Annotated in this window: 17 protein-coding genes; 12 read left to right on the top strand and 5 right to left on the bottom strand. The window is 55.9% G+C overall.

From position 1 onward, the window contains the following. Positions 1-69: 69 nt before the first annotated feature. Positions 70-1,602 carry a hypothetical protein gene (locus K3G63_RS01000; protein ID WP_220612238.1) on the bottom strand — a complete coding sequence of 511 codons (1,533 nt, stop codon included), beginning with the start codon at positions 1,600-1,602 and terminating at the stop codon, positions 70-72. A gap of 131 nt (positions 1,603-1,733) precedes the next feature. Then, complete coding sequence (locus tag K3G63_RS01005) at positions 1,734-1,967, bottom strand: hypothetical protein (protein WP_220612239.1); 234 nt, start codon at positions 1,965-1,967, stop codon at positions 1,734-1,736. Between the two features lie 161 nt (positions 1,968-2,128). On the opposite strand from K3G63_RS01005, the gene murI reads away from it, so the two are divergent. The 12 genes from murI (at position 2,129) to K3G63_RS01065 (ending at position 16,165) form a co-directional block, all read left to right on the top strand. After that, complete coding sequence (gene murI, locus K3G63_RS01010; RefSeq protein ID WP_220612240.1) at positions 2,129-2,959, top strand: glutamate racemase; 831 nt, start codon at positions 2,129-2,131, stop codon at positions 2,957-2,959. 70 nt (positions 2,960-3,029) lie between these two features. Next, positions 3,030-3,722: a hypothetical protein gene (locus tag K3G63_RS01015; protein ID WP_220612241.1), complete on the top strand. Its 693-nt coding sequence runs from the start codon at positions 3,030-3,032 to the stop codon at positions 3,720-3,722. Between the two features lie 86 nt (positions 3,723-3,808). Further along, positions 3,809-4,993 carry a glutathionylspermidine synthase family protein gene (locus K3G63_RS01020; RefSeq protein WP_220612242.1) on the top strand — a complete coding sequence of 395 codons (1,185 nt, stop codon included), beginning with the start codon at positions 3,809-3,811 and terminating at the stop codon, positions 4,991-4,993. Between the two features lie 276 nt (positions 4,994-5,269). Beyond that, positions 5,270-5,878, top strand: coding sequence for a curli production assembly/transport protein CsgE (locus tag K3G63_RS01025; protein WP_220612243.1), 609 nt, complete (start codon positions 5,270-5,272; stop codon positions 5,876-5,878). Between the two features lie 30 nt (positions 5,879-5,908). After that, entirely contained in the window at positions 5,909-6,355 is a 447-nt protein-coding gene (locus tag K3G63_RS01030) for a curli production assembly/transport component CsgF (protein WP_220612244.1), read from the top strand. A 23-nt stretch (positions 6,356-6,378) separates the two neighbouring features. Beyond that, complete coding sequence (locus tag K3G63_RS01035; protein WP_220612245.1) at positions 6,379-7,803, top strand: CsgG/HfaB family protein; 1,425 nt, start codon at positions 6,379-6,381, stop codon at positions 7,801-7,803. A 193-nt stretch (positions 7,804-7,996) separates the two neighbouring features. Next, positions 7,997-8,941: a hypothetical protein gene (locus K3G63_RS01040; RefSeq protein WP_220612246.1), complete on the top strand. Its 945-nt coding sequence runs from the start codon at positions 7,997-7,999 to the stop codon at positions 8,939-8,941. 327 nt (positions 8,942-9,268) lie between these two features. Then, positions 9,269-9,862 carry a hypothetical protein gene (locus K3G63_RS01045; protein ID WP_220612247.1) on the top strand — a complete coding sequence of 198 codons (594 nt, stop codon included), beginning with the start codon at positions 9,269-9,271 and terminating at the stop codon, positions 9,860-9,862. A gap of 122 nt (positions 9,863-9,984) precedes the next feature. After that, positions 9,985-10,317, top strand: coding sequence for a curli-like amyloid fiber formation chaperone CsgH (gene csgH / locus K3G63_RS01050; protein WP_220612248.1), 333 nt, complete (start codon positions 9,985-9,987; stop codon positions 10,315-10,317). A gap of 73 nt (positions 10,318-10,390) precedes the next feature. Next, positions 10,391-11,920, top strand: a complete 1,530-nt coding sequence (locus K3G63_RS01055; RefSeq protein ID WP_220612249.1) for a carboxypeptidase regulatory-like domain-containing protein — start codon at positions 10,391-10,393, stop codon at positions 11,918-11,920. A 1,129-nt stretch (positions 11,921-13,049) separates the two neighbouring features. Then, positions 13,050-15,662 (top strand): T9SS type A sorting domain-containing protein, encoded by a 2,613-nt coding sequence (locus tag K3G63_RS01060; protein ID WP_220612250.1) that lies wholly within the window; start codon positions 13,050-13,052, stop codon positions 15,660-15,662. A 233-nt stretch (positions 15,663-15,895) separates the two neighbouring features. Then, positions 15,896-16,165 carry a hypothetical protein gene (locus tag K3G63_RS01065; RefSeq protein WP_220612251.1) on the top strand — a complete coding sequence of 90 codons (270 nt, stop codon included), beginning with the start codon at positions 15,896-15,898 and terminating at the stop codon, positions 16,163-16,165. 91 nt (positions 16,166-16,256) lie between these two features. On the opposite strand, the gene K3G63_RS01070 is transcribed toward K3G63_RS01065, so the two are convergent. The 3 genes from K3G63_RS01070 to iscU form a co-directional block, all read right to left on the bottom strand. After that, on the bottom strand, positions 16,257-16,583 hold the full coding sequence (locus K3G63_RS01070; RefSeq protein WP_110978003.1) for an iron-sulfur cluster assembly accessory protein: 327 nt from the start codon (positions 16,581-16,583) through the stop codon (positions 16,257-16,259). Between the two features lie 92 nt (positions 16,584-16,675). Further along, entirely contained in the window at positions 16,676-17,086 is a 411-nt protein-coding gene (locus tag K3G63_RS01075; protein ID WP_220612252.1) for a hypothetical protein, read from the bottom strand. A gap of 93 nt (positions 17,087-17,179) precedes the next feature. Further along, positions 17,180-17,596, bottom strand: coding sequence for a Fe-S cluster assembly scaffold IscU (gene iscU / locus K3G63_RS01080; protein WP_188558280.1), 417 nt, complete (start codon positions 17,594-17,596; stop codon positions 17,180-17,182). Positions 17,597-17,662: the final 66 nt, after the last annotated feature.

Genomic DNA, 17,662 nt, shown 5'->3' on the forward strand with positions numbered 1-17,662 from the left:
GTTAAGGCAGCAGACCTCTTTTTTACCTAGTAGCACCCTTTGCTCCACTCAGAACGGCGTATCGTCTATTCACTGAATCCCCTTTTCATATACCCGGCACCGGAAGCGGCACTGCCGGAGCCGGGTACGCATAGGCGGCGTGAAGCCTTCGAAACCGTAGGCAGGTAGGGTGAGGAAATGCGGCCCGTCGAAGGTGAGGCGGTAGCCCGCAGGCGGACTGATAGGGTGGCAGCCGGCGCGCAGCAGAGGGTAGAGAAAAGTGCAGTTGAGCAGCACCAGTGCATCAGAGGGCGCGGTTGTAGAAGTGGCCGGCTGCCGCGGGGGCACCCGGTAGTTGAGCGTAGCGTTGAGTCCTCCCTCGTTCAGGTACCGTAGCGGGGCGGTACTGGTGGCGGGATGCGCGGCCAGCACGTCGCGCGGGTAAGCCAGGGCCAGGTAAGCTGGGGCGAAGCGGAGCAGCCCTATCAGTGCCACGCTACCTACTACCGCCGTGGCCGTAAGGTAGAGCCACCGGGGGCGCAGCAGGTGCAAGGCTGTGCCGGTGTACAAGGCCAGAAAGGGCAGAAAGAAATGCACCAGGCGGCCGTAAAAAACCAGATGGTGCGCAAAGTACCCCAGGCTGGCGTGCAGCAGCCAGGCCGCTACCGGAATCAGCGCGACAACCCGCGCAACTGGTGCCGCGTGGCGGGTTAGCAGGGCTACCACGCCGGGCAGTAACCCGAGCAGCAGCAGAATGCCACTAGCACCCTCTACTTCCCAGAGGTAGCGCGGGACAAATGAAAAGCTCTCGGCAAATTCGCCCTGGGTAACGGTTGCCGACAGGTGCTGCAAGGTCCGCAGGTAGGAAATATGCCCATAGCGGGTCAGCAATTCCAGCGGAAGGATAACCCCTACGGCCCCCGCGCCCAAGCCCACCGCGGCGTTACGCCACTGGCCCCGAGAAGTTGTAAGGGCTAGTAACGTTGCCGGCAGCAAGGGAGCCATATAGTAGCCAGGGTAAATACCAAAGGCCAGCAGCCCCAGTGCCCCCGCCCACAAACCATTGTGCCCGGGGCCCCGCTGCAGGGCCCCGGGCCCGGAAAGCAGCACCAGCGCCAACAGCGTTACCCCCAGGGCCGTATCATAGGGGAGCAAGTGGCGTACATACAGGTTCGTGCTGCCAAGCGCGGAGTATACTAGCAGCACCGTAGCCGCCCCGGAGGTGGGCAGCCAGCGCCGGGCCAGCCGCCATAGCAACACCATATTCAGGAGCAGCACCAGCCAGTTCATCAGCTGGGGCAGGAGCAAAGAATCCGGGGAGGTGACCGGCAGCTGCCCGGTGCGTTCCAGGGCTACCTGCGCGGCGGCCACGGGCAGGCGCAGCAGCGCATCGGCGGGGCGGCCCTGGGTGTTCGCTAGGTGAAGGCTGGCCTGCTCCGGATTGCCCGCCAGCAGGGCCCGCACAGCCTCAATAGATTTCAGGTGCCTTTCCTCATCGGGAAAAGACAGAGCGCCGCCGGCTTGTAGAGCCCACAGGCGAAATGCTAAGATTAAAGCCAGGGGCAGCCCCGGCCAAAGCAGCCAACTCCTAACAGGGCAGGTAGGAGCAAAGAATTTGGGCATAGAAGCTAAGTCGGACAAGCAGCCTGGCTACAGTAGAAGCCGGGACCAAAGCGGCCCAGCTAGGCGCTGGGCTGAGGGAGCAAGTGTGGTTTCTACGTCCGCCACGTGCAGGCCGCGGCCACACTCGCCGTTTATATCACCCGGACCCGGTCGCGGTGGGTGTCATCGCGCAGGATTTCCAGCCCACGGTAGGCCAGAGGTCGGCCGGTGTTGTGAGTAAGCGAACCGCCGTCGGTGTGCAGGTGCGCTACGTCGAGAACCAGTTGGGTGTATTTCCGCTCTCCCAGTTCAATGGCAACCGGGTGGCCGTGGCTGGAGTCGAAGGTGGCCAGGGCTTGGTCAATTTCTTCCAGAATTCTGCTCATAGCTTAGGGTAGGACAAGTGAAGGCAGGAAATATAGGAAGTTGTTAGCACTGTAATAGTGCCATCCAGGCGTTATAATGTAATATTATAAGCCGCGGCCCGAGTTTTTCGGGAGCCCGCCCCCGTGCACGAGCCCCCGAACCCTCGTACCTTCGCCGGGCTATGGCATCAACTTCCCCTGACCTCACCGCGCGCCCCATCGGGGTTTTCGACAGCGGCATCGGCGGCCTCACCGTGGCCCGGGCCGTTAACCGGGTGCTACCCCATGAGCGCCTGATTTACTTCGGCGACACGGCCCACCTGCCCTACGGCGACAAAAGCACCGCTGCCATCCAGGCGTATTCGGTTAAAATCTGCGACCTGTTGCTCAAGCAGCAGTGCAAAGTCATTCTAATTGCCTGCAACTCGGCCTCGGCAGCGGCTTACGAGCTGGTGCGCGAGTACGTGGGCTCCAAGGCCCGGGTGCTCAACGTCATCGACCCCATTGTGGCGCACGTGGGGCAGCAGTACGCCGGGCGGACGGTGGGCCTCATCGGTACTAAGCAAACCGTGAATAGCAACGTCTACCGGAAGAAGATAGACGACCTGGATGCCGGGGTGCAACTGCAGAGCCTGGCTACCCCGCTGCTGGCTCCCATGATTGAGGAAGGCTTTTTCGAGAACAACATCAGCGACAATATTATCCAAGCCTACCTGACCAACCCGGTGCTGGAGGGCATTGACGCGCTGGTGCTGGGCTGCACGCATTATCCGCTCATCAAGCGGCAAATTGCCGAGTTCTACCAGGGCCAGACGGAAGTGCTGGACGCCTCCGACGTGGTGGCGCTGCACGTGCAGCGCTACCTGGCCGAGCATAACCTGGCTGCGGCGCCCGGCGGGACGACGCCCGTTCATCATTTTTACGTGTCCGATTTTACCCGTTCTTTCGAGGACAGTACCCGTATCTTTTTCGGGCAGGAAGTACACCTGGAACACTACCCCCTGTGGGAGTAAGTACCCGTATAGCCGGGCGTTTTAATTCCCGTTTCCTGCTCACACGCATTATATTCCCAGCTTCTCAGCCATGAACAAACCCTACTACTCCCTCGGCGACTGGCGGCGCAACGTGCTGCTGGTGGCTGCCGCTACCAGCCTGGGCCTATTGCTGCCCGCCTGTTCCGGCAACTCCTCGGACCAGGCCGAAACCACCCAGGGCGACTGGGGAAACGCGGCCGATTCGTACTCGGAAGGCGTTATCACGGAAATGACCGAAGTAAAGCCCGGCGAGTGGAAAATCACCGCTGAGCGGCCGGCCGGTAAAGAGGAGGTGGCCGCCGTGCTCCATCATTTTGATGGCAAGGTGGACACCCTGCAGGGCCAGGCCCTGCAGCGCCAGATGCAGGAATACACGCGCGTAAATCCCGAAAACCGCGTGGGTGGCACTAGCATGATGGATATACTGATGTGGGGTGGCATCGGCTACATGGCCGGCCGCTTCCTGACGCCCAATGTAGGAGCCTATGCCAACCCCGGCCTGGTGCAGCAAAACAACGGCTGGCGCGCCCGGGTAGCGGATGAGCGGGACCGGGGCCGCAGCTTTTTCGGGCGGGGCTTTTCCGGCAGCCGCACCGCCAGTGGCTCCTCGGGCATCCGGCCCAGCACCACCGTTACGCGCAGTACCGGCTATGGGCGCAGCGGCATCCGGAGCAGTGCCCCCAGTTCCAGCCGCAGCTCAGGCTTCGGGAGCCGGGGCGGTTTCCGCGGGTTTGGAGGGTAGGCAGGCCCAGCCTTGCGGTCTGCCCCTGCTACCTGTAACGCTCGGCAGTATACAAGCTAGTGCCAGCCTTTGATCGACGAAAAGAAATGAAACAGCAAATTCAGTTGCTGCCCCTTACCGGAAATGTAGAGCCCGCCGTGCGGGCCCTGGGCTGGGAGTGGGCTGTGGAAGAAGCCTGCCAGAACTACGTAGCCCGCGAGGCCGTGCAGCTGCCCGAAGCCGCCGCCGACGAACTGCTGCAGGCCGCCGATACGCTCTACAACCTGCTGGTGCAAAGCATTCCGGACCCCATTCCGGACACGCTGCTGCGCGAGCTGGCCATTCCGGAGCTGTTGTGGGAAGCCGTGCGCCACTCCTGGAACGATGAGCGCCACTGGCACTTGTATGGCCGCTTCGATCTGGTGCAAACGCCCGACGGCCCCAAGCTGCTGGAGTTCAACGCCGACACAGCCACCAGCCTGCCCGAAACGGCGGTGGTGCAATGGGCCAGCCTCGTAGCAGCAGGCCTAAGCGAAGAGGAACGCCAAGCCAACGGTCTGTTCGAAGGGGTGCAGGCTCAGCTTGCCCAGTGGCTGGAACTCAACTCTGATCTGGAGCCTGGCCTTTTACTCCTACACCTGCCCGACAGCGCCGAGGATGCTACCAACTGCGCGGTGGTAGCCGAGGCCGCGCTGGAAGCTGGCTTCACGCACGTGCACATCTGCCCGGTTGATGCCATGCAGGTAGCGGTGCAGGGTGAAGACCGGGGGGCCTGGGCCCAGACTGGTCCGGCGGAGTGGCAGCGCTTCAATTTCGTGTTTAAGCTGGTGCCCTGGGAATTGCTGGCCGAAGAAGAGCCCGACCTCACCCGCGACCTGACCAGCTTGCTCCGTAGCCGCGACGTCGTTATTGCCAACCCCGCGTACACGCTTCTTTTTCAGAGTAAAGCCGTGCTGGCCTGGCTCTGGCAATGCTTCCCCTACCACCCCTTGCTGCTGGAAACGTCCCGAACTGAATTGCTGGGCCGCCAAGTGCGCAAGCCGGTACTGGGCCGCGAAGGGCAGGATGTAACCGAACTGGGCGGCGCCCCTGGCACAGTGGCCCCCGCACCCGGCGACTATGCTGACCAGCCCGTCATCTACCAACGCTTCGCGGAGCTGCCCACCGATGCCGCTGGGCGGCTGTACCAGGCGGGCGTCTTCTGGGCCGGCAGTGGGTGCGCCCTGGGGTTCCGCCGGGAAGCCGGCTTCATTACCAACCTTTCCGAATTTGTTCCGCATGTGGTAGTATAATGCGGGCCTGCGCCTGATGCCCTAACGCCCTGCTAGCGCCTAGCAGGGCGTTTCTGTTGGCAAGGAGAGGCAGATGAGACAGATAAGTTATGTTTGAAATATAGTATGTTATATATACGGCTTGATTACTTGCATTATTTTTCTAAATAATTATATTTATGCCGTTAAACTGGTAGCAGACCTTTGGGTGGCTACTTGGCCTCCCATTCCTCTTCTTTTCGTTCGCAACGTGGCCTCTTGGTTGTGTAGCGTCCCTCGTGTTTACCGCATATTCCTATGGCAACCGCTCCCAAATCTGGCCAGGCCAGCGCGCCACCCAAGCTCATCTTTTGGTGGCGTCCGTGGTTGATGGGGTTAAGCTGCTGGCTCTTGCTGTGCCTGGTGGTCCCGGCCGCGCAGGCCCAGACTTCTCCCAAGCCCGCCGGCAAGCCCAAAGCCCCCAAAGAATCGGAAGCCGCTCCGCTTTCCGCCAAGAAGCTGGAAGAGGCCCTGCAACTGCTGCTGAAAGCTACCACCGACTCCGCCCAGAATCAGCAGCGCCGACAGTTCCGGCCTACTGAAATTGAAGGGCTGGTAATGGACCAGACTATTACCAAAGTCGGTCATGACTTTTACGACGAGTTCTTCACCAAGTGGGAAGCGCCCCCCGACATTGGCGACTTTACCATTGTCATTCGGGAAAAGCCGGCCCGGGGCACCAGCACGCTCATTTCTGTAGAAGTCAACGAGAGCGAATTGCTGGAGCTGCCCCTGCAGCCCAAAGCCGAGGCCATCGAAGAAATGGCCGCCTACGCTCTGGAAGTAGCTGGGGGCTTTCTACTGCAAGCCCGCAACGAAAGCAAACAGCTGGAGCGCGGGGGCCGCGTGCCCTTGGAAGTGTTCTAATCTGCTACCTCACCCTTTAATCTTTTTTGTATGACCAAGTATATACTGCGCGTTGTGTTGCTGGTAATTCTGGGCCTGGGCTCACACGCCGCCTTGGCGCAAGACTTCGTGTACGAACCCAAGAATCCTTCGTTTGGGGGAGGCAACACCTTCAACTACGCGTGGCTGCTCAGCTCCGCTCAGGCGCAGAACACCATCGACGACCCCGCCGCGGCTACGGCCACCAATCCGTTTCAGCAGGACCCACTTAGGCAATTCGAGCAAAACCTGAACCAGCAGATTTTGGGGCAGTTGGCCCAGCGCCTGGTCGGCAACCAGTTTGGCAGTAGTAGTAACGGGCAAGGGGGGCTACAGGCGGGCAATTACACGGTAGGCTCCTACCAAATCAACGTGGTGCCTTCCAACGGAGGATTCTCCATCCAGATTACCGACACCAGCACCGGTAACCAAACCACAGTAACCGTTCCCTATTTTTAATTCCGTTGCCGGAAGGCTACCCCATGCTGTTTGTACTATACCGCCGTGTGTTGGTTGTGTTGTTGCTAGCCGGAGCCGTTACAGGCTGCGCTCCGTATTTTCACCAGCCTTTTACCGTGGAAAAAGCCCGGTTGGGAGCCGATGTGCAGGGCAACGTGCTCCTGCGGCGCTTGCCCGAGCCTAAAGAACGAATTGTGGCAGCCGTGTACAAATTCCGGGACCAGACCGGCCAGTACAAGCCCAGCCAGAACGGCGCTAGCTTCTCTACCGCCATTACCCAGGGTGGCACCAGCATTCTGCTGCGGGCCCTGGAAGAGTCGCACTGGTTTAATCCCATTGAGCGGGAAAACCTGGGCAACCTGCTCAATGAGCGAAAAATTATTCGCTCCAGCCGGGCCGAATACCAGGAAATGACCGGGCAACGCCAGCCCGCACTGCCCTCGTTGCTGTTTGCCGGCATTATTCTCGAAGGAGGGATTATCTCCTATGATGCCAACATCATCACGGGGGGAGCCGGGCTGCGCTATTTCGGAGCGGGGGCCTCGGGCCAGTACCGCCAAGATCGGGTAACGGTGTATCTGCGGGCCATCAGCACTAGCACCGGCGAAATCCTCAAAACGGTTTACACGTCCAAAACTATTCTTTCCCAGCAGGTAGACGCCAGCCTGTTCCGCTTCGTGAACTTTAAGCGGCTGCTAGAAACTGAAACGGGCTTTACCTACAACGAGCCCACGGAAATGGCCGTGAAGGAAGCCATTGAAAAATCGGTGGAGGCCCTTGTGTACGAAGGAATTCAGGAGCAGCTCTGGGCCCCGCGCAATGACGCCGACCGCAACGGCGCGGCCGTGGCCGGCTACCTACAGGAAAAACGCGAAAACCTCGATATCGACGTGCTGGGCCGGGTACAGCGCGACCGACGCGGCCGCCTCAGTATCGGCCTGAGCGGCGCTACCGTGCGCTACAACGGCGACTACAGCCGGCCGCAGGTGCGTGGTGGTGGCGAACTAACCGTGCGCTATCAGGCCCGAAACCCCAAATTTGCGGGAGGTATCGGCCTGGGTCGGTTTGAGCTGGGTGCCGGTGATTTCTACCGGGAAACCTTCAACTACCTGGAACTGAGCGGGCAGTACCGGCTCTTTCCCCGCGACCGTTTTACGCCCTACCTGGCGCTGGGCGGTGGTGTAGCCTCCCGTTCCTCGCAGGCAGCAGTTGGTTCGCTACTGGGGCACATCATGGGGGGGGTAGGAGTGGAGGTGCTCCCTACCGATCGGCTCGGTCTCAGTCTGAGCGCCGACCATCATTACTACCTCACCGACCGGCTAGATCAATTGACGCTGGGTAAGTACAATGACTCTTATTGGGCTGTCAGGGCGGGCATTACCTTCTACTTCGGCCGTCCTTCCTTTAAATCAAGTCCTGCTGCTAAGCCGGCCCAAAGGGTGCCATAAGCTAGTATGTGAGTTGGACTATATTAGACGATTTGTGATATAATTATTGTAATAATATTTTTAACAATTTTTATTATCCTTCTCTTGACTTTTAACTTTTATAATATAGATTTGTCCTATTCCTCCGGAGGGAATAAAAAATCATTCTTTAGTTCAATAATTTCGCCCTCTCATTCTCCAAACTTTCCCCACCATGAAAAAGATTTCGTTCCTCGCCGCATCTCTTCTGGTAGCCGGAGGTGCTTTCGCTCAAGGCAACACTCAATCTTCTACATCAACTGGCAATGCAAACAGTGTTACAGTAACCCAGAGCGGTAGCTCCAGTTCGGCCGTTGGCACGCAGCTAGGCAATGGCAACGCCCTGACCCAGTCGCAGTCCTCCGGCTCGGGCAACGCGGCAACTTCCAACCAGCGCGGGGATAGCCAAACCTCCCTCCAGACCCAGGTTGGTTCTTCTAATACGGCCTTCATTCAGCAGGGCGACGGGGCTCCGTTGGATAACGGCAACGCGGCTACCCAGTCGCAGTCGGGGAATAGCAACAATGCTCGGGCCCGGCAGCTAAGCGGCCTGAACATATCTACGCAAACGCAGACGGGTAACAACAACACCGCCGACGTGCTGCAAACTTCCAGCGAAGGCAACACGGCTACCCAGACGCAAATTGGTACCAGCCAGACAGGAACCATTGCCCAGTACGGCTCGGGCAACACGGCCACGCAGTACCAGCGCGGCTTGCAGGATAGAGCTACCATTGAGCAAGTAGGCTTGGGTAACTCGGCTTCCCAGTCGCAAGGTACCAACCCGTCGTCTAGCTGGTATTCCAGCGCTTCGATCCAGCAGATTGGCAATAGCAATATTGCCACGCAAACCCAGCAGTACGACTACCAGAACGCAGTAATCGAGCAGTCGGGTAACGGTAGCACGGCCATTCAGAACCAGAGTGCTGGCGCTGATCTGGTGCAGCCTGGTAACAGCGCTTACATCGACCAGGATGATGCTGGTGGGCACTACGCCCGTCAAACTCAGATGGGCATCGGCAACCAGGCTTCTACCTACCAGGGCCTGAGCGGCAACAGCAGCGACGTGATGCAAACCGGCAACGGGAACGTAAGCGTGGTAAAGCAGAACCACCCCTAGTAGCGAACGAGCCAGGCAGGCATTTTCTGCTGAAGTTGGGGGAGATGCTTTGCCGCGAAGCGGCCTCTTGCAGCGTAACGCTTCTGCATCGTCATCATAGGTCAGTTGCAAGACGCCCTGCTTTCGGTAGCAGTGCTGCCTCTCATAGCACCCCGCCACCACTACGGTGGTGGGGTGCTTTTGGCTTTTTAAAAGAAAATCTGTCTTTGTATTTTTTTATTAAAAAATAAAGCTATTTTTATAGCAATCAGTAGTCCGACATACGCAGAGTATTCTGCGAAAGCATCCTATTTATATTCTTCTCCACCTAGTCTCATCATTTCGCCTATGAGAACTTTTGCACAATGCGTAGCCGCTGCTCTACTGCTGAGCACAGGGGCGGCGCGGGGCCAGGGCAGCCGGGAACCGGATGGCATCAGTACTGGTCAGCAGCTCATTCAAACCTTCGGCACTAGCCAGGTGAGTGGTAGCGAAGCCACCGCTACGCCCGCCGGGCTTAACCAAGCCCTTCTGCATCAGCAGGGCAATGCCAACGTTGGTACTATTACGCAAACCATGCTGAGCGCTGGCCAGGGCAACGTGGCTGCCGTGCTGCAGAATGGCAACAGCAATGCCGCCGCCGCCTTGCAGAATGGTGTGAACAACCGTACTACCATCATGCAGATTGGCAATAACAACGTAGCCGTGAGCGACATTACCGGCTACAATACGGAGTCCGCCATTCTGCAAAACGGTAACCGCAACCAGATAGATCAGCAACTCATCCGGGACAACCAACGGTACTCGGTGGAGCAGTTAGGCAACAACAACAATCTGGTACAGCGCGAAACCAGTGGTGCTGCGCCTGGCTACAACGTAACGATGCGTGGCAATGGCATCCAGATTATGATTGAGCAGGGTCGGGTATCGCGCCTGCCCTGACAAGACCAGTCGGGGGCCCGGGTAGCCGCCGGCCGACCGGGGCCCCCGGCTTTCTTCTCGTTGTTTAGTCCCGTTCCATGAGACGCCATCTGTGTACTCTACTCATTCCCTTTTCCATTCCCATGCTACAAGGAGGACAAGCACCCTCTGCCCCGGCTGCGTGCCAGGCCTACCTCGAAACGCGACTGGAAGGAAACATACTCACCTTGCGTGGGCAAGGCCAGAACAACACCGCGCAGCCCTTGCACTTGCGCTATGAGCTGATAACCAGTCGGCAAGGGCAGGCAGGTACTTCCCGCAACGCCCAGTCGGGTAGCGTCACGCTCGTGCCCAACCACAAAACCACACTCTCCCAGACTTCTTTTAACGTTAGCCCGGCGGATCATTATCAAGTTCATTTACGCTTGCTGGATAGCAACAACCACGTCCTCGCGCACGACTCCTTGCTGCAATAGCCACTGGCCGGTGCTTAGGTAGCCCCAACGTTAAGGCAGTAGCCGTTTTCCGCTCCCCACCCATTTCTCTTGTATGTTCCCGTTTCTACGTTTGGCAGTTCGTCTGGTGCTGGTAATTCTGTTTGTGCATAGTTTAGTTGCTTGCGAAGATACTACCGTGGAGCCCGAGCAGAATGGGGTAGTAGAAGGCGTAGTGCTTGACGGAACCAACAATCAGCCGGTAGCTAACGCCGCTATTACCACCAACCCAGCCTCTTCTTCCTACACCACCGATGCACAAGGCCGTTTTACCATCCCGGGCCTGAGCATTGGCAAATATGCCCTAAGCATTCGCAAAACTGACTATAAGCAGGAAACGGTGAATGTGCAGGTAAGCCTGAGTAATACCACCGAGGTAAAAGTGATTCTGGAGCGGGCCACAGGCTCCAACAAACGCCCCAACCTACCCACCATTTCTGCTCCTACTGACCGCGCTACCAACCAGCCCACCAGCCTTACGCTGCGCTGGCGCGTCACGGACCCGGATGGAAAAAGTGATACACTTCGCAACGATGTTATCCTCTACGAGAGTGGGTCTACTGACCGCCGCCAACTCCTGAGTAATTCCCGCGACACCAGCGTAGTAGCCACCAGCCTGAAGTATAATACTACCTATTTCTGGCAGGTCACGGTGCGGGATAAAGCCGGCGAAGTTGTTCGGGGCGACGTCTGGGCATTTCAAACCAGAGCCCAGCCTGATACCCGCTTTCTGTTTGTCCGCGAGGAAAACGGAAACACCGATGTCTACTCCGCCGATGAAACGGGCGCTAACCTGCTACGCCTGACCACTTCCCCCTTTATCGAGACAGCCCCACAGCTAAGCCCTAACCGCGACCGGGTAGCCTACACTTCCAATGCTACCGGACAGTTCCAGATTTACACCATGAACCGCGACGGTTCCGATGCACGGCAGGTAACCCTGCTACCCGTAGATGGCTACTTTAACCAAGGCATCGGCTACCGCTGGTCGCCGGATGGTGCGCAGCTTATCTACAGCAGCTATAACAAGCTGTATCGCATCAACCGCGACGGCACCGGGCTTACGCTGCTCGCTACTGCCCCGGCCGACCGGCACTTCCGGGAGTGCGACTGGACAGCCCAAGGTAACCGCATTCTGGTGCAAACAGTAGGCATTAGTGTGTATGATTCCGAAATCTACCTGCTGAATGCCGACGGGTCTAACCGTACACAGGTGGTGGGCAATTTGCCGGGGCGCCTAGACTCGCCTTCTTTCAGCGTAGATGGGCGGCGAGTACTTTATACCCGCGACGTAGACGGGTTCGATGACACAACCGGTCGTCAACTCAATGCCCACATCTTCACGCAAAATCTGGATGGTACTGGTAGCCTCGATGTGTCGGCAGGCTCGGGCGGTACCACGGGTGCAGGTAAACCCACCGGCTATAATGACGTGGTTCCCCGCTATGCACCCGATGGCTCTAAGATTATTTTTGTGCAGGTAAACAACGTCAACCGCTCAACCCCCGATGTGTATACCATGGATTTAGACGGGCGCAACCGGACACGTCTGTTTCAAAACGCCACCTTACCCGATTGGAAGTAGGGGGCCATACTTCTGCCCAGCAAAGCGGCGCCAGATCAGCAGATCTGGCGCCGCTTTTTATATAAGTGAGCTATCTGCTGAGTACACAGCAAGAGCTACGAATAAGGCTCTGATTACGGGGGCAATAAGGTACTAGTGTGGTACTGGGCTATATAGTAATATAATTATCTATGTTATAGATAATTACCAATCATGCCTTATTAATCCTACTTAAGGTATCTTTGTCACTAAATCCTTGAGAGGATATAAAAAGTACGCTTGGAAACGTGCACCTTTACGGCGAAAAGAAAGAAGCGCTAACCACTCGGGTTCAATCAGTCGTGTCTATGTCTAGACCTTAGAAAAATCAGAAGGTAAAAAAGCATATCCTAAAAATAGGATTGGATAAAGACGACATTGGCATGAATTATGAGAAAAAGGGGCAGTACTCGGGTTAAACCCTTAAATATGAAATGTATCATATAATCGATGAAAAATGCTAATCTATTGGGTTGGCTTCCCCGTATGTGAGCCTGACTATTTCGCTTAGCTCCGCTGAGGACCACATAAGATATGGAGTCAGCAGCGAAGTACTTCTTCTGTAAACAAATTCTTTCCATAACTCATGAAAAACAAATACTTGAGTGACCATAAGCAAGGCATCTTTAGCCGCTTATGGATTTTTCTAGTCATGCTGTTGGCTTTGCCATTATTGGCACAAGCCCAGACATTTACTGTTAAATCATCTGATCCAAATACTCCGCAGGACTTTGGTTCAGTTGCCGTTGGTGCCGCCTCGGCCCCCAAATCATACGCGGTAGTAGGTTCTGGCCTAACGGCGCCCATCGCTGTGTCGCTCAGCGGTACGCGCTATGAAATTAGCCGTGATAATGTTACGTACAGCGGTGCAGCCATTGAACTCGAGCCCGATGCTAGCGGGAATGTGTCTACTACCGTGTATGTTCGGTTCCGGCCAAACGCTGCAGGTGCGGTTAACCGTACCTTAAGCTTTGCTACCGATCAGACCAATGTTTCAGACTCCTTCTCTTTTAGTCTAACCGGTACAGGGGTAGCGGGTACTCCCTCGATTACAGTAGATCCGGATGCCCGGGGCTTTGGTAGCCAAGTTATCAATACCACCTCGGCTCCCATGAGTGTTAACGTAACGGCTACGTCGCTGACGGCTCCTATTACTGTAACAGCTCCTGCTGGCTTCCAAGTAAGCACGTCTGCCACTGGCACCTACAGCCAAACGCTGACTATCAATCCGAGCCCCAGCGGCGCCGTTAACCAGGCTGTATTCATTGTATTCGCTCCTACCGCTGCCCAAAACTACGTTGATGTAGTAACCTTGGCTAGCACGGGCGCTGTTACTCGCAATGTAAGTGTTTCCGGTACGGGTGCATTGCCTCCCGCCACGCTGTCGGCTACGCCCGCGCAGCTGGACTTTACGTCCACTCAGGCCGGTCAGACCTCTGCCCCTCAATCTTTCAACGTCACGGGCAACAACCTGACTGCTGCAGTTACTGTCACTGCTCCCACGGGCTTCCTGATCCGTCAAGGCACATCGGGCTCTTTCAGCCAGACGGTAACCCTGAACCCTGCCAACAATACGGTGAATGCTACGCTGCAAGCGCAATTTGCTCCGACTGTTGCCGGCAACTACAACGACGTTATTACTGTTGCCTCCAACGGCAACGGCAATCCCTCTACTTCGGTACGGGTTACTGGCACTGCCACAGCTGCTCCTACGGGACCGTTTATCGTAGTTAACCCGTCTGCTCTGGATTTCGGTACCGTTACGAGCAGCGGCTCGTCGCAAACGCTCTCTTTCACGGTTAATGCTGGTAATTTGAGTGCTCCTCTGCTGCTGACGGCTTCCAACAGCAATATTGAGTTCCGGGATGCTACTGCTGGTGGTGACTTTGCTAAAGGCACTCTGGCTATTGCTCCTTCTAACGGCACAGTTGCTACCCGCACTATTGAAGTTCGACTGGTGCAGACGATTGGCAGTGGTACCTTCACGGGTAATATCACTGCTTCTAGCACGGGTGCTACCTCCCAGGTAGTTGCCATCACGGCTAATAACGTGACTGGTAATACGTCTAGCATTAACGTTTCTGGTACGCTCCAGCAGTTCTCGACTGTACCGGGTGTCGCCTCGGCAGTGCAGTCGTATACTGTATCAGGTACCAACCTTCTGCAAGGCATTACTATCAAAGCCCCGACCTATTTCCAGGTGTCTTTGAACTCAGCTTTCACGGGTGTTACTAGCACTGGTAACTCTATTGTACTGTCCCGGGTAGGAAATGACGTACCCGAAACCACTGTCTACGTGCGTTTCCTACCTCCTTCCGCTCTGGTTAACTCTTCAGTAATTCTGAATTCCAGTGAGCCAGCTATTTCTCAGGGTATCTCGGTAGAAGGAACCAGCCAGCCGTCGGTAGCTATCAACAACGCTTTCCAGGAGATTCGTAACGTAGTTATCAACACTACTTCCGGTTCTCAGGCCCTCACGATTAACGCTCAGCGTGTACTACAGTCCGTAGTTATTACAAAGACGCTCAGCGAAAATCCGTTGAACCCGAATAATGTGCCCCAGTATGAGCTGTCGCTGGACAACGTAACCTTCACCAACTCGATTACGCTGACTCCTAACTCCTCTACCTACAGCATCAACCAGCCAATCTACGTGCGCTACAAGCCTACGTACCTGGGTAGTGGCCAATCGACGCTTCAGTTCCAGAGCAACGACTTTGAAAACAAGTCGGTGCAGAATTTCGACCGCAACGCCCTGTTGTCAGGCCGTTCAATTGACGTAGAGCCTACTCAGCGTAATACTCCTTCGGTAGTACGTGGCAACACTACGGCAACGGTGACCTTTAACCTGCCTTCTGACTACACGGCGCAAGGCTATGGCGAAGGCCGCATTATCGTGGCTAGCACGAACTCTACGCTGCCAGCTGGTAGCCAACCGGCCGATGGCACGGCTTATCAGACCGGCAACCAAGTATATGGTGCGGGTGACCAAATTGCTCCGGGTTACTACGTAGTATACGCTGGTGCTAACCAGTCTGTAGTTGTAGAAGGCCTGGATATTGGAACTACCTACTACTTCTACACTTTCGAGTTTAATAACATCAACCCGAACCCGGCCGTGCAGATCAGCGGTGCCGAAAACTACCTCTCGCCGCCAGTTCCGAACACTATCCCCGGTATCATTGCTCCTTCGCCTCTCCCGGTGACCCTGCTGTCGTTTAACGCCAAAGTACGCGGTAGCCAGGTAGCTCTGACTTGGGTTACGGCTTCGGAACTGAATAACAAAGGTTTTGAAGTTGAGCGTAGCCGCGACGGCAAGTCGTTCGAGACCGTCCTGTCGCGGGCCGGTAAAGGCACCACTACGGTAAGCACGACCTACAGCGCTACCGACGAGCAGCCATTAAGCGGTACTTCCATCTACCGTCTGAAGCAAATTGACTTCAACGGCACCGTGAGCTTCAGCTCTCCGGTAGTGGTGAACTTCCTGCGCTCAGCCGACGTGAACATGTATCCGAACCCGGTAGAGGATGTACTGACCATCGAACTGGGTGGTGCCGTAGAAGGTGCTCAGGTTACTATCACTGACGCTAGCGGCCGCGTGATCCGTAGCCAGAAGCTTGATGCTACTGGCAAGCTGAACATGAGCGACCTGAAAACTGGTACTTACCTGGTAACGGTAGGTGAGGGTAGCGCTAAAGTGACCCGTCACATTGTGAAGAAGTAAGGCTAGCCTGCTTCCCCTCTGAAAAGAGCCATCCTTTACAGGATGGCTCTTTTTTATGCGGTAGTCTTATAACATAGAGGGTGGTTAACCTATACAACTCGTGGTACGGCTAGTTGTGCTGCTAAGAAACCTTATCGGCTACCGTACAGTACAACTGCTCTGTGGTGTTTCCCTTCCTTCCTAGTGGTAGATAACTACACTCCCCTACAGTAGTCACCTTCAGCAACTCTCCTATGAAAACGTTCTCGAAAACCTTTCTTGCCCTCGGCGCTTTCGCTCTGTTCGCCACCACTTCTTGTTCAGAGCAAACTAAGCAAAACGCAGAGGCTACGGCCGATAGCGCTGCCAACGATGTAAATACTGCTGCTGATAAAGCAGACGATGCTACCAGCAACGCCGCCGATAATGTGCAGGCTGACATGGCCCCTGAGCCTGGTGATACGGCCGTGGTGCAGAATAAAGAAGCCGATAAACTGGTAGAAGAAGTACCCGAGCGAAACTAGGCTCTGTCACCTACATATCATACCAAGCAAAAAGGCTCCCGCAGTACATTGCGGGAGCCTTTTTGCTTGGTATGATATGTAGGTGTTTACGCTATACAGAGAAGCTCTCACCGCAGCCGCAGGTACGGGAGGCGTTCGGATTATCGAAGAAGAATCCCTTACCATTCAGACCATCGGAAAAGTCGAGTTGAGTGCCTGCCAGATACAGGAAGCTCTTCATGTCAACTACTACCCGAACCCCCTTGTCCTCAAACTCCTGGTCCATAGGTTTTACTTCATTGTCGAAGTCCAACTTGTAGCTTAGGCCCGAGCAGCCGCCCCCGGCTACGGAGGCCCGCAAACGATAGGTGGCATCTAACTCAGCATCTTGCATGAGCTTTTCAACCTTTTCCTTGGCTTTGTCAGAAACAGTAATCATGAGTTTAAAAGCTAATTCGGCCGACAGACAACGACGCCCGGATGAGTGTCAGATACAGAACACCAAAGATACGGCGCTTGTTCAGAAACATTCTAAGAACTAGGGTTCAGAACTACACTAAACACCGTAATGGTAGTCAGGTCGCGGCCGTAGTAGAGCTTGTCCAAGGCTTCGTAGACGTTGTGCGCCCGGAAGTAGGAGGTTTGTAGCTCTTTATCACCACGCGCGCGCCATTGGATAGTGTAGGAGCTTTCTTCGTCACGGTAGCGCTGCACGTAAGCCAACATCTTGCGCAGGGCCTCCAACTTGTCAGAGCCCGTTTCATAGCGAAAAAGAAAGCTCTGGTGGTGGCGTGGATTAACTGTAATCAGATCCAGGCGCATCTGCCCGTCTAGCTGCCGAAACTCGAATAGCAAGTTGCCGGCACCTAGTCCCAAATAGTCTTCTATCTGGCGCTGAATCCGGGCACTTTCTACGTGTACATCGGCGGGAGAGAAATCCATGGCGTAGAGAAACGAGAGCGAAAAAGGAAAGGTGAGAAGCAGACCGGTTACGGCCGTGCTTCTCACCTCTTATCTATGGTCTTTACGAGGAGCTTAGTGGTGCGACTTCGGCATTTCCAGCTCCGGCAAACCGTTTTTCACGCGGTAGTCGTTAATGGCCGACTTAATGGCGTCTTCGGCCAGCACAGAGCAGTGGATTTTCACGGGCGGCAGGGCCAGCTCTTCTACAATCTCCATGTTATCAATAGCCAAAGCCTCGTCTACGGTTTTGCCTTTCAGCCACTCCGTAGCCAGCGACGACGAGGCAATAGCCGAGCCGCAGCCGAAAGTTTTGAATTTGGCGTCGGTAATGGTATTAGTAGTTTCGTCTACCTCAATTTGCAGACGCATTACGTCGCCGCACTCGGGGGCGCCTACCAGGCCGGTGCCTACGTTCTTCTTGCTTTTGTCCAGCGTTCCTACGTTGCGAGGATTGCTGTAATGGTCGATTACTTTATCGGAGTAAGCCATGGCTTTTGAGAAAATTAGATGTCAGATTTTAGAACTTAGAACCTAGACTAAGCACCAAGTCTGTGT

The organism is Hymenobacter sp. HSC-4F20 (assembly GCF_019599275.1).
GTDB lineage: Bacteria > Bacteroidota > Bacteroidia > Cytophagales > Hymenobacteraceae > Hymenobacter.

What these genes read in the sequence shown, in the direction of transcription:
- K3G63_RS01000 (WP_220612238.1), bottom strand. Translation starts at nt 1,602, where the DNA reads ATGCCCAAATTCTTTGCTCCTACCTGCCCTGTTAGGAGTTGGCTGCTT.
- K3G63_RS01005 (WP_220612239.1), bottom strand. Translation starts at nt 1,967, where the DNA reads ATGAGCAGAATTCTGGAAGAAATTGACCAAGCCCTGGCCACCTTCGAC.
- murI (WP_220612240.1), top strand. Translation starts at nt 2,129, where the DNA reads ATGGCATCAACTTCCCCTGACCTCACCGCGCGCCCCATCGGGGTTTTC.
- K3G63_RS01015 (WP_220612241.1), top strand. Translation starts at nt 3,030, where the DNA reads ATGAACAAACCCTACTACTCCCTCGGCGACTGGCGGCGCAACGTGCTG.
- K3G63_RS01020 (WP_220612242.1), top strand. Translation starts at nt 3,809, where the DNA reads ATGAAACAGCAAATTCAGTTGCTGCCCCTTACCGGAAATGTAGAGCCC.
- K3G63_RS01025 (WP_220612243.1), top strand. Translation starts at nt 5,270, where the DNA reads ATGGCAACCGCTCCCAAATCTGGCCAGGCCAGCGCGCCACCCAAGCTC.
- K3G63_RS01030 (WP_220612244.1), top strand. Translation starts at nt 5,909, where the DNA reads ATGACCAAGTATATACTGCGCGTTGTGTTGCTGGTAATTCTGGGCCTG.
- K3G63_RS01035 (WP_220612245.1), top strand. Translation starts at nt 6,379, where the DNA reads ATGCTGTTTGTACTATACCGCCGTGTGTTGGTTGTGTTGTTGCTAGCC.
- K3G63_RS01040 (WP_220612246.1), top strand. Translation starts at nt 7,997, where the DNA reads ATGAAAAAGATTTCGTTCCTCGCCGCATCTCTTCTGGTAGCCGGAGGT.
- K3G63_RS01045 (WP_220612247.1), top strand. Translation starts at nt 9,269, where the DNA reads ATGAGAACTTTTGCACAATGCGTAGCCGCTGCTCTACTGCTGAGCACA.
- csgH (WP_220612248.1), top strand. Translation starts at nt 9,985, where the DNA reads ATGCTACAAGGAGGACAAGCACCCTCTGCCCCGGCTGCGTGCCAGGCC.
- K3G63_RS01055 (WP_220612249.1), top strand. Translation starts at nt 10,391, where the DNA reads ATGTTCCCGTTTCTACGTTTGGCAGTTCGTCTGGTGCTGGTAATTCTG.
- K3G63_RS01060 (WP_220612250.1), top strand. Translation starts at nt 13,050, where the DNA reads ATGAGTGTTAACGTAACGGCTACGTCGCTGACGGCTCCTATTACTGTA.
- K3G63_RS01065 (WP_220612251.1), top strand. Translation starts at nt 15,896, where the DNA reads ATGAAAACGTTCTCGAAAACCTTTCTTGCCCTCGGCGCTTTCGCTCTG.
- K3G63_RS01070 (WP_110978003.1), bottom strand. Translation starts at nt 16,583, where the DNA reads ATGATTACTGTTTCTGACAAAGCCAAGGAAAAGGTTGAAAAGCTCATG.
- K3G63_RS01075 (WP_220612252.1), bottom strand. Translation starts at nt 17,086, where the DNA reads ATGGATTTCTCTCCCGCCGATGTACACGTAGAAAGTGCCCGGATTCAG.
- iscU (WP_188558280.1), bottom strand. Translation starts at nt 17,596, where the DNA reads ATGGCTTACTCCGATAAAGTAATCGACCATTACAGCAATCCTCGCAAC.